We start from the raw sequence: 10,207 nt of genomic DNA on the forward strand, positions 1-10,207 counted from the left end.
GCAAAAGTTGAAAACCGGTTGCCTCCGCTGTGCTATCTACCTCCATCTTTGCTATTCAGCTGTAACTAAGTGCTAAATGGCGCATTTTGTGACAACCTAGAAGCATGGAAATTTGGCCAGGAAAACCGTATCCGCTCGGGGCGACCTATGACGGAGCTGGGGTAAACTTCGCAGTTTTTAGCGAGGTAGCAACCAAAGTTTATCTTTGTTTAATTGCAGAAGATGGTAGCGAAGAGCGTATTGAGCTCCGCGAAGTAGACCACCATGTATGGCATTGCTATATTCCGGGACTGCGTGATGAGCAGCGTTATGGTTTCCGGGTAGAAGGCCCTTACGATCCGGAACAAGGACACCGCTGTGATATTAACAAGTTCCTCCTGGATCCTTATGCGAAGGCCACCGATGGCACTGTGGGAGCCAAGCAGTCACTATATTCCTATGACTGGAACGATCCCAGCCAGCCTAACCATGATGATTCCTTACCCGATATGGCGGTTTCAGTCGTAACTACCCCTTATTTCGATTGGGGAAATGACCGTCCTCCGGGACACGAGCTTCACAAGTTAGTAATTTACGAGGCACATGTAAAAGGCTTCACCAAATTAAATGAACAGATCCCCGAGAAAGAACGCGGCACCTATGCGGGAATCGCCAACCCGGTGACTATCGAATACCTGAAGGAATTGGGAGTAAATGCCATTGAACTGATGCCGGTGCACCAGTTCGTAAACGATTCCACCCTGCAAGAACGTGGTCTGTCGAACTATTGGGGGTATAACACTATTAGCTTTTTTGCTCCCCATGCCCAATATCGCTCTCAAGACGTGGTTGATGGACAAGTTCAAGAGTTCAAACAAATGGTGAAAAATCTGCATCAGGCAGGGATCGAAGTAATCCTGGATGTGGTCTATAACCACACCGCTGAAGGCAACCATATGGGTCCGACTCTATCCTTCAAGGGGCTAGATAACGCCTCCTATTACCGCCTGGTAGAGGACGATAAGGCGCACTATTTCGACACTACTGGAACCGGGAACTCGCTTCTCATGCGCTCACCGGCGGTGCTGCAACTGATTATGGATTCTTTGCGGTATTGGGCAATCGAGATGCACGTAGATGGTTTCCGTTTCGACCTCGCCTCTACCTTGGCGCGTGAGCTTCACGATGTAGATAAGCTTTCCGCATTTTTCGATATCATCCACCAAGATCCGGTTCTTTCCCAGCTGAAACTGATTGCCGAGCCTTGGGACGTGGGTGATGGCGGCTACCAGGTGGGGGGTTTCCCCTCCATGTGGAGTGAATGGAACGGCAAATACCGCGACACTGTTCGCGATTTTTGGCGCGGAAACTACGCTACCCTACCCGAGTTTGCCTCCCGTTTTTGCGGCAGCGCAGACCTCTATGAACAAAGTGGCCGCCGCCCGAATGCCTCTATCAACTTTGTTACTGCCCATGACGGCTTCACTATGAATGACCTGGTTTCTTATAACGAGAAACACAATGAAGCCAATGGCGAGGAGGGAGGCGACGGGGAATCCCACAACCGCTCCTGGAATTGCGGGGTGGAAGGCCCCACCGATGACCCGGTGATTCAAAAGCTGCGTTCGCGCCAGCACCGGAACTTCCTAACCACCCTATTCCTATCCCAGGGGGTTCCGATGCTACTAATGGGAGACGAGGTTGCCCGCACCCAGCAGGGAAACAACAACACCTATTGTCAAGATAATGAACTTTCCTGGATGGATTGGTCTTTCGAGGACGCCGAAGAGGACGACTACCGCCTCCGCCTCCTAGAGTTCACCAAACATCTGATTAAGTTCCGTAATGATCACCCCGTATTCCATCGTCGTCGTTTCTTTGCCGGCGCGCCTTCGCGCGGCGGGCAGTCCGATCTGGGCGAGATCAACTGGTTTGCTCCCAATGGACAAAAGATGACCGAAGAAGCCTGGAGCAACGAAGAAGCACGCTCCCTGATGATTTTCTTAAACGGGGAAGCGATTCGCGAACCTGATTCCCGCGGGCAACGCATCGTTGACGATTCTTTCTTGCTGCTCTTCAATGCCGACCCCGATCCCCGCACCTTCCAGATACCGGAAGGGCACGGCTCCGGCTGGAAAATCGCGATCTCCACTATGGAAGACCTTCCCGGAAGCGATACCGAAGAGGAAATCGAATATGGAGCTAGTGACCAACTCGAGCTGTTAGACCGCTCGGTAGTGGTACTTATCCGCGAAGTAGTGGAGGAATAAGGAGAACCTCGATGAACAGTCAGCATCCCCACCTGCCCGCTCAGGGAAAACATGTCCCTATCAGCACTTATCGTCTGCAGCTGAGTGAGGATTTTACCTTTAAAGATGCACGCGAACACCTGGGATACTGGCGAAACCTGGGAATCACCGATCTATTCCTCTCCCCCATTTTGCAAGCGGTTCCCGGATCCATGCATGGCTATGACGTAGTAGACCACACCCATATTTCTAAAGAACTGGGTGGGCGCGCCCAGTTTGAAGAACTCGCTGATGCTGCCCACCAAGAAGGATTAGGACTGGTAGTCGACCTGGTTCCTAACCATATGGCGGTACCGACTCCGGTATGGATTAACCGCCCTATGTGGTCAGTGCTCAAGAGGGGGAAAGAATCCCCCTATGCTCACTGGTTCGATATCGATATTGATCAACCGATTCTGATGCCCGTCCTCGGAAAACGAATCGGGCAAGTATTAGCCGACCAAGAGCTCAAGCTAGAGCAGATGATAATTCCTACCGAGCCCGAACGCGGCGAGCAATGGATTCTGCGCTACTATGACCATTATTTCCCAGTGGCTGTCGGTACCGAGTCCCTGCCACTAGAAGTACTGGTAGAGCGACAACACTACCGCCTGGCACATTGGAAAGTAGCTGATGAAGAGCTTAACTATCGCCGGTTCTTCGATGTCGATACCCTAGCGGCACTGCGGGTGGAAGAACGCGACGTGTTTGACTCTACCCACGCCTTACTCCTAGAACTGTTCAACGCCGGCTATATCGATGCTTTCCGGGTTGACCATCCCGACGGATTAGCCGACCCGGCAGGCTATTTCCACTGGCTATCTGAAGCCACCGGGGGCGCTTGGATTGCGGCAGAAAAGATCCTGGAGGACGCCGAACGGCTACCTAGCGACTGGCCTATTGCCGGCACTACCGGTTACGACACCTCCTGGCGGCTAACCGCCCTGCAAGTAGATCCGCGAGCATCCTTGCCGCTGGGAACCCTAATGCAGACTTTAACGGCAGATTCGCCCTCGTCCTATCCGCAAATGCAGCGCGAAGCCAAAGCCCAGATTATCGATACCTCCCTGGCTGCGGAAGTCCGCCGGATCGGACAGTTAGTATGGAAAATCTGTCAAAATGATTTTCGTTTGCGCGATTACACCTTCCGCTCCCTGGTTGATTGTTTGCGAGAACTGATTATCGAAATGCCTTGCTACCGTGCCTATGTGACGGTAGGGAATCCGGCCCCCGCACTCTCCAGAGAAATCGTAGCGGCAGCAGCGAGGCGAGCACTACGCAACCTGAATCCCGAACATGCTGACACCATGGCGGTGGTAGTTGCCTTGGTACTTGGGGATGAAACCGGATCTGCGGCTTTGAAAGTAAGCGACCTGGATCGGCAAGAATTCTTGGTGCGTTTCCAACAGGTCTGCGGAGCAGTCATGGCCAAAGGAGTAGAAGACACTACTTTCTATCGCTGGACTCACCTACTGTGCCTAAATGAAGTAGGTTCTAACCCGCAAGCTTTCGGAATTTCTGCCGATAATCTGCATCTATTTGCGCGCGATATTCAAACTAACTGGCCAGCTACCATGACCACTAACTCTACCCACGACACTAAACGCTGTGAGGACGTGCGGATGCGCCTGGCCATTATCAGCCAGTACCCGACGCTTTGGGCACAAATTGTTTCCGACCTGCGAGATGCCACTCAACCTTACCGTCCTAACGATCTGGATGGCCGCAGCGAAAACATGCTGTGGCAAACCCTGATCGGCACTTGGGATGACAACGGACCGATCTCTTCTGAGCGGCTGCGCCAATATTTAGTAAAGGCGATTAGGGAACAAAAATCTTGGACGACCTGGACTGCTCCGGATGAGACCCGAGAAAACGAGCTCCTCGATTATGCCGACCAAATTATATGCGACCCCCAGGTAGCTGATATTGTTTCTCGCTGGCACGGCGAAACCGGGCTAGCTACCCGCTACACCATCGTGGCTAATAAGGCTTTACAACTAACCATGCCGGGGGTGGCGGACGTTTATCAAGGTTCAGAAATCACCCAAACATCGTTGGTGGATCCCGATAATCGTCGCCCCGTTGATTTCACTGCGCTAGCGCAAAGACTTTCCCATCTGGATCAAGAAGGCTTAGATCAGGCGGCAGACTCAGCGCTAGATGATTTGAAACTCAACCTTACGGCAGCAATCTTGCGGCTACGGCGCCGCCGCCCCGAGTGCTTCGTATCTGCTACCGCCACCTATGAGGCGCTCGCCCTCTCTACTGGTTACGCGGTAGCGTTTGCGCGCGGGACTGCACGTGAAGGTGCGCAAATCGTAACTATTGCCCGGCGTCTTTCCGGAGTACTCTCCCGATATCAGGGAGATTTCCGCAGCGAACATACCGTGGTTCTACCGGAAGGATCCTGGAAAGATATTTGCTCAAATGAAGTTTTCCCTGGGGGAATGCAAAGCTTGGAAGAGCTGCTATTTAAACGAGGCGCACGGATACTGGAGCGGGTGGAATAAATGGATTTAACCCCTTCGGATCTAGATTATGAAGGCTTGCCACCCTGGGAGCTTATAGCCGGATGCGGACGAGTACCGCTGTGGGCACCGAATAAAAAGCAGGTAAACCTGATGGTAGGATCCCCAGAGAATCCGCGAAAAACCGCGATGGTGCAATACGGCTCCTGGTGGCTCGCTCCACGCCCGCTCCCCAACGGCACTACCTATGCTTTTGAAGTAGACGGAAATGGCCCCTTCCCGGATCCCCGGGCGCGCACCTATGTTCCGGGCAGTGAACTGTGGGTGCAGACTGCCGATATTTCCGCTATTAAACATACCTCGAGCTGGCAACCCGATGGAAAACTTTTGGGTAAGGTCTGGTATGAGCTGCATATCGGAACTTTCACCGCCCAGGGAACTCTGCGGGCAGCTACAGAAAAACTCCCCTATCTCGCAGATTTGGGAGTCGAAGTAATCGAACTGATGCCGATCGCGGTGTTCCCTGGCCAGCGAGGTTGGGGCTACGACGGGGTTGGCCTGTACGCCCTCTTCAATCCCTACGGTACCCCGGAAGATTTGGTGGCTTTTATTGATGAGGCTCATAAGCTTGGAATCGCAGTTGCCCAAGACTTAGTCTTAAATCATTTGGGTTCCTCCGGAAATTATTTAAGTCAGTTTGCTCCTTATTTTTCGAGCCGCCACGAAACTCCCTGGGGTGATGGCTACAACTTAGACGGCTCTGATTCTGGCCCGGTAAGGGATTTCTTAATTGGGGCAGCGCTAGCTTTACTGGCTGATTACGGGTTTGACGGTCTGCGGCTAGATGCAGTCCACGAAATCCAAGATGATTCTGAACTGCATCTTTTAGCGGAGCTTTCCCAAGAAGTTCACAACCTTTCGGAAAAGCTAGGCAGGCCGCTAACTTTGGTGGCCGAATCTGACCTCAACGATGCCCGCATGGTTAGCCCGGTTGATCAGGGCGGTTACGGCATGGACGGCCAATGGGATGACGACATTCACCACGGCATTCATGTAGCTTTTACCGGAGAAACCCAAGGATACTACGAAGATTTTGCTGATCCCGCGGCTCTAAGCAAGATATATTCACAAGTGTTTTACCATAACGGCACTTACTCGAGTTTCCGAGGGAAAAACTGGGGGGCTCCAGTTCCGGCAGATATGGAACGTAACCGTTTCTTTGGTTTTGCTTCCAACCACGACCAGGTGGGCAATCGCGCTTTAGGGGATCGTCCCAGCGAGAAACTCTCCCCCGGGTTACTGGCTGGTCAAGCGGCTTTGATTCTAGCCTCCCCGTTTACGCCGATGCTGTTTCAAGGAGAAGAATGGGGCAGCCGTTCGCGCTTCCAATTCTTCACTGACTATGCGGATGAAGGCATTGGGAAAGCGGTAGATGAGGGACGCAAACGCGAGTTTGCCTCCCATGATTGGGAAAAAATTTATGATGGTGAAGTGGAAGTGCCCTCCCCGCAAGCTCTCTCTACTTTCCTTGACTCTAAGCTGGCGTGGTCCGAACTTTCTGAGGTCGAGCATAAAAAGATGCTCACCTGGTATAGACGCTTGATCGCGCTGCGCCACGAAGGAGTGTTTGCGGATTTTATTTCTTTGGAGCGCCAGCAGCAGCTACTGGTATTGAAGACAGAGCGCGCTCAGGTAGTAGTAAACCTACATCACAGCTGCGTTGATATCAGCGATTTAGTCGCGCAGCTGCCGCAAGGTGACTTTTTCTCCTTCACAAACGGGAAACTGGATAATCCTCCCGCGGAAATCCTAAGTGAAGACACCCTACTAGTAGTTGCTTAGCGCACTACTAGTTCCTAGTGCTTGAGGATCTCTCTCGGATTCCCTAAGTACTGCGGCCGGCAGTAGCAACCAAGCTAGGGCTGCGTTAAGGCAGCAGTATCTAGGGAGCGGGTTTCCCCCTGCTGGAATTTAGCGACCGGATAGTTGCGATGGTACTTTCTCCAATGATTCTCCCGGGCAATCATCACGTAAGCGAATCGTTTTAGGCCACGCAGACTAAAGCCGAAATCCGCCGGATAGAACAACGGATCATGATTTTTCTTCTGCCGGTACAAGGTCCTGATCTTCTTACCCATCTGTTTATCTACATACCGCAGCACTAGCCGTTTGGGCAGAATCGAATAGTAGACGCGCTTTCCTAAACGTTGCGGGGATACCTTTTTCCCTTCGACTACGTCCTCGACAAAAAACCTCATAGGATTCATCCCCGCAGAGGTGTTGTAGTAGGAGTTCCGTCCGATGCGGGGATTAACCTCGAAGCAATAAGCAATCCCCGTGCGCGAATCTACCTTAAAGTCAAAGTTGGCGAAGCCGTGCCAGCCCACTCCCTTTAGGAAGCTACTTACCTGCTCATAGAGGCGCGGATAGGGTTCGGTAATCATCGCCACCGGGTTACCGAGAGCAGTCGGCGAATGGTCTTCTAGTAGCACCTGGGCAGATCCCAGCATAGTTACCCGCAAGTTTTGATCAACGTAGGCAGTTACCGAGAGATTGAAGCTGTCGTTGCCTTCCACCCGGGGCTGCAGCACGAAGCGGCGGGCATGCGGATTATTGTGAGTGTGTTGATAAAGATTAGCTAGTAAGTTGTGCGCTTCTTCTTTAGTGGAAACCGTATAGACTTTCGCTTTGCCCGGCCATTTAAGGCGCTCGTAGCCAGCGCTGGTAGCCGGTTTAATAATCCAAGGGAAAGGCTCATTTACCTGTTCAAGTTTAGCTAGTTCGTCCTCTAGAGAACCAGAAAAATCAATTTCTAAAGTTTTGGGAACATTCAAGCCATGCTGGGCAGCTAGCAGCGGAAACTTTACTTTATCGGAGGTATCCTCAATAACCTGCAAGGAGGGGAAGGCGAACGCATAATACTTCCGTAGCTCTTCCCCGCGGCGCATAATATCACGCACATTGGAATCCATATTGGCAATTAACAGCAGCTTCTTTCCTGGATACTCTTTTTGCAGCTCGGGAGCAAGTGCTAGCAATCCATCAATCAACGGCATATCCGAGTCTGGATTGGGCAGCGCATGGGCGTCGACTAGGCGAGTATCAATAATGCTAGACGCCATTATTGGCCCCAGAACCTGCAGGGTGAGCAGCGTTGGTTTCACCTTCCATTTTTCATGAAAAGATCGCGCTAAAGCGTACGCTCCGATATCGGTCCCTGGGATAACCGGTTGAAACGCTATATCCTGTTTTTCTACCACAGTGCCTCCCTAAGATTTGAGCCACTCAATGCTATCAAATCTTGCTCATTGCCCCGGAAGGCACCCGAATCCTACTGCCAAGAAGCTGCTTATCCAATTGCACTATCGGGTCAAGAAACCAACTGTCCCAACCGGGAAATTGGCATGTTTACAGCTAGGTCGGTTGATTATCGGCGTGGCAGTGGCTTTAGCAGAGGTTTCCTGCTTACGCTGAAATAGTGAATCAGAAGACGCCTGCAGAGTTTACCGATGCTCTACTCACTTTGCGCCATGCCGCCTATGATTCTCACGTTACGGTCAGCGAAATTTCTGCTCCCCATGGAATCGCTCCTTTTTCTGCGGCGATTCGCATGGACTGTGGCTCCTTGGAGGGTAACTCCCACAGCGGCGGATCCGGGCGGCTCGTGATTCTTTATGACCCCCAGGAACAACCCGGGTGGCAAGGACGTTTTCGTCTAGTGACGATGCTAGGGGCACACGTGGATGTAGATCTAGTGACTGAACCACTGGCTGACCAGGTTTGTTGGTCCTGGTTCACCGATTTTTTGACCCAGACAGATGCCAGTTTTTTCCAGGCTGCCGGATCAGTTACCCGCTCCCATTCGGCCAGCTTTGGAGAGTTAGAAAAACGCTCTGAATCTGCAGAAATGGAGCTGCGTGCCTCCTGGACCCCCCTAGAAAATGACCTGGCGCCCCACGCGGGGGCAATCTCGCGGCTATTAGCGATGATGTCGGGATACTCCGTGGAAGTTAGCGCCGGAATATCTCGACTGGGACAGGTAAAGCTGGTATGAGCGAAACCCTTTACCGTCCCCGCCTCGGGTCGGTTCCCCTAACCGATAACCAGCAGCAATACCGCCACTGCTTGCGAGAATACCGCACCCCCGGACAGTACGTGGCTTTTGATACTGAACGCGCCAGCGGTATCCGCTACCAGGACAAGGCCTATTTGATTCAGGCTAAAGGGCAGAACGCTCCCCTGGTTTTACTTGATCCTCTGGTACTTGATGACCTATCGGATTTAAGTGAGGCCTGCAAAAACAGTACCTGGGTGCTGCACGCTGCCAAAGAAGATTTAGAGTGCATGGAGTGGGCAGGTTTAGTGGCACCGCATCTATTCGATACTCAAATCGCAGCGAAGCTATTGGGGTATGAACACGTGGGATTGGGGGCAGTTACCGAGGAAGTTCTGGGGGTAAAACTAGCCAAGAACCATACTCGGGAAAACTGGTCATTGCGTCCCCTCAAACAATCATGGCTTGATTATGCTGCCCTGGATGTGGAATACCTGGTGGAGCTGGCTTTAGCGCTCAAAGAGCGTTTGGAAGCAGCAGGTCGTTTACCTTGGGCGCAACAAGAGTTTTCCTATACATTAACCAACTACCATCGTCCGCGTAGTAGCGAACCTTGGCGGCATATAAAAGGTGCTGGTAAAGCCCGTTCTCCTCGCCAGCTCGGCTTGCTGCGGGAGCTTTTCAATAGGCGCGATGAAATTGCGCGGGATGCAGATTTAGCACCCCATCGGGTTCTACCTAACCGCGATCTCATAGATTTGGTCTTGCAGCCTCCGCGTAGCTACCAGGAGCTGTCTCAGCGCCCCTTCATGAAGCGCCGACAGCTGCGCCGTCATGCACGCCTTTGGTGGCAGGCAATAAAAAAGGTACGCAACCTAGAAAAAGACCTGTTACCGAAAAGGCAATCCGCCCGGAAACTTCACGAAATAACCTCGCTAGCAACCTGGGAAAAAATTAATTCATCCCGCGCTGAACTGTACCGCTTACTTAAAGAGGACGTATCCACCTGGGCACAGGAAAATCAGGTATGGACAGAATGCGCGCTTTCTCCTAGCGCCATCCGGCAGGTAGCTGCCTATTGGGAAAAATCAGATGATACCGCAACCCTATTGGAAGCAGCTACTGCGAGAAGCTGGCAAAAAGAGATCTTCTTCCCCCGCCTTGAGGAAATCTGCGCTCATTGGACTAAAGAGTAACAAGTTAAAACTTATGGTAGCCGGAAATAATCCCCATTCCCCGGCTAGCTGCATTGAAGTTGCTTAAAAAATATAGAAAGGCAGGGCACAAAAACTGTAACCAGCTTCTGTACCCTGCCTTTTAATGTGGTTGTGGTGGTTTCTTACTCTCCCGCGCTCGTTGGGGCGTAGTACCATCAGCGTTGCCTAGCTTAGCTTCCAGGTTCGGGATGGGACTGG

At 52.1% G+C, this 10,207-nt stretch carries 6 protein-coding genes; 5 read left to right on the plus strand and 1 reads right to left on the minus strand.

Features of this window, described 5'->3' with window-relative positions; genetic code table 11:
• Nucleotides 1-104 precede the first annotated feature (104 nt).
• Genes glgX through treZ form a run of 3 tightly spaced genes read left to right on the plus strand, consistent with a single transcriptional unit; the run spans nt 105 to nt 6,580 of the window.
• Nucleotides 105-2,249, plus strand: a complete 2,145-nt coding sequence (gene glgX, locus E6072_RS05080) for a glycogen debranching protein GlgX (RefSeq protein ID WP_316694204.1) — start codon at nt 105-107, stop codon at nt 2,247-2,249.
• A gap of 11 nt (nt 2,250-2,260) precedes the next feature.
• A complete protein-coding gene (gene treY, locus E6072_RS05085) occupies nt 2,261-4,780 on the plus strand; it encodes a malto-oligosyltrehalose synthase (protein ID WP_316694206.1) in 2,520 nt (839 codons plus the stop codon).
• Nucleotides 4,781-6,580 carry a malto-oligosyltrehalose trehalohydrolase gene (treZ, locus tag E6072_RS05090; RefSeq protein ID WP_316694209.1) on the plus strand — a complete coding sequence of 600 codons (1,800 nt, stop codon included), beginning with the start codon at nt 4,781-4,783 and terminating at the stop codon, nt 6,578-6,580. It begins immediately after the preceding gene.
• 74 nt (nt 6,581-6,654) lie between these two features.
• Here the strand turns inward: treZ and E6072_RS05095 are convergent, their stop codons facing one another.
• Nucleotides 6,655-7,902 carry a carboxylate--amine ligase gene (locus E6072_RS05095; protein ID WP_316694211.1) on the minus strand — a complete coding sequence of 416 codons (1,248 nt, stop codon included), beginning with the start codon at nt 7,900-7,902 and terminating at the stop codon, nt 6,655-6,657.
• A 314-nt stretch (nt 7,903-8,216) separates the two neighbouring features.
• Here E6072_RS05095 and E6072_RS05100 point away from each other — a divergent pair, with 314 nt between their 5' ends.
• Nucleotides 8,217-8,792 carry a DUF3000 family protein gene (locus tag E6072_RS05100; RefSeq protein ID WP_316694213.1) on the plus strand — a complete coding sequence of 192 codons (576 nt, stop codon included), beginning with the start codon at nt 8,217-8,219 and terminating at the stop codon, nt 8,790-8,792.
• Nucleotides 8,789-9,988: an HRDC domain-containing protein gene (locus E6072_RS05105; RefSeq protein ID WP_316694215.1), complete on the plus strand. Its 1,200-nt coding sequence runs from the start codon at nt 8,789-8,791 to the stop codon at nt 9,986-9,988. Before E6072_RS05100 ends, E6072_RS05105 begins: the two co-directional genes overlap by 4 nt.
• Nucleotides 9,989-10,207 lie beyond the last annotated feature (219 nt).

Source organism: Varibaculum cambriense (assembly GCF_032557235.1).
GTDB classification, from domain to species: domain Bacteria; phylum Actinomycetota; class Actinomycetes; order Actinomycetales; family Actinomycetaceae; genus Varibaculum; species Varibaculum cambriense_C.

Coding starts and splice junctions, on each gene's coding strand:
- glgX (WP_316694204.1), top strand. CDS start 105: ATGGAAATTTGGCCAGGAAAACCGTATCCGCTCGGGGCGACCTATGAC.
- treY (WP_316694206.1), top strand. CDS start 2,261: ATGAACAGTCAGCATCCCCACCTGCCCGCTCAGGGAAAACATGTCCCT.
- treZ (WP_316694209.1), top strand. CDS start 4,781: ATGGATTTAACCCCTTCGGATCTAGATTATGAAGGCTTGCCACCCTGG.
- E6072_RS05105 (WP_316694215.1), top strand. CDS start 8,789: ATGAGCGAAACCCTTTACCGTCCCCGCCTCGGGTCGGTTCCCCTAACC.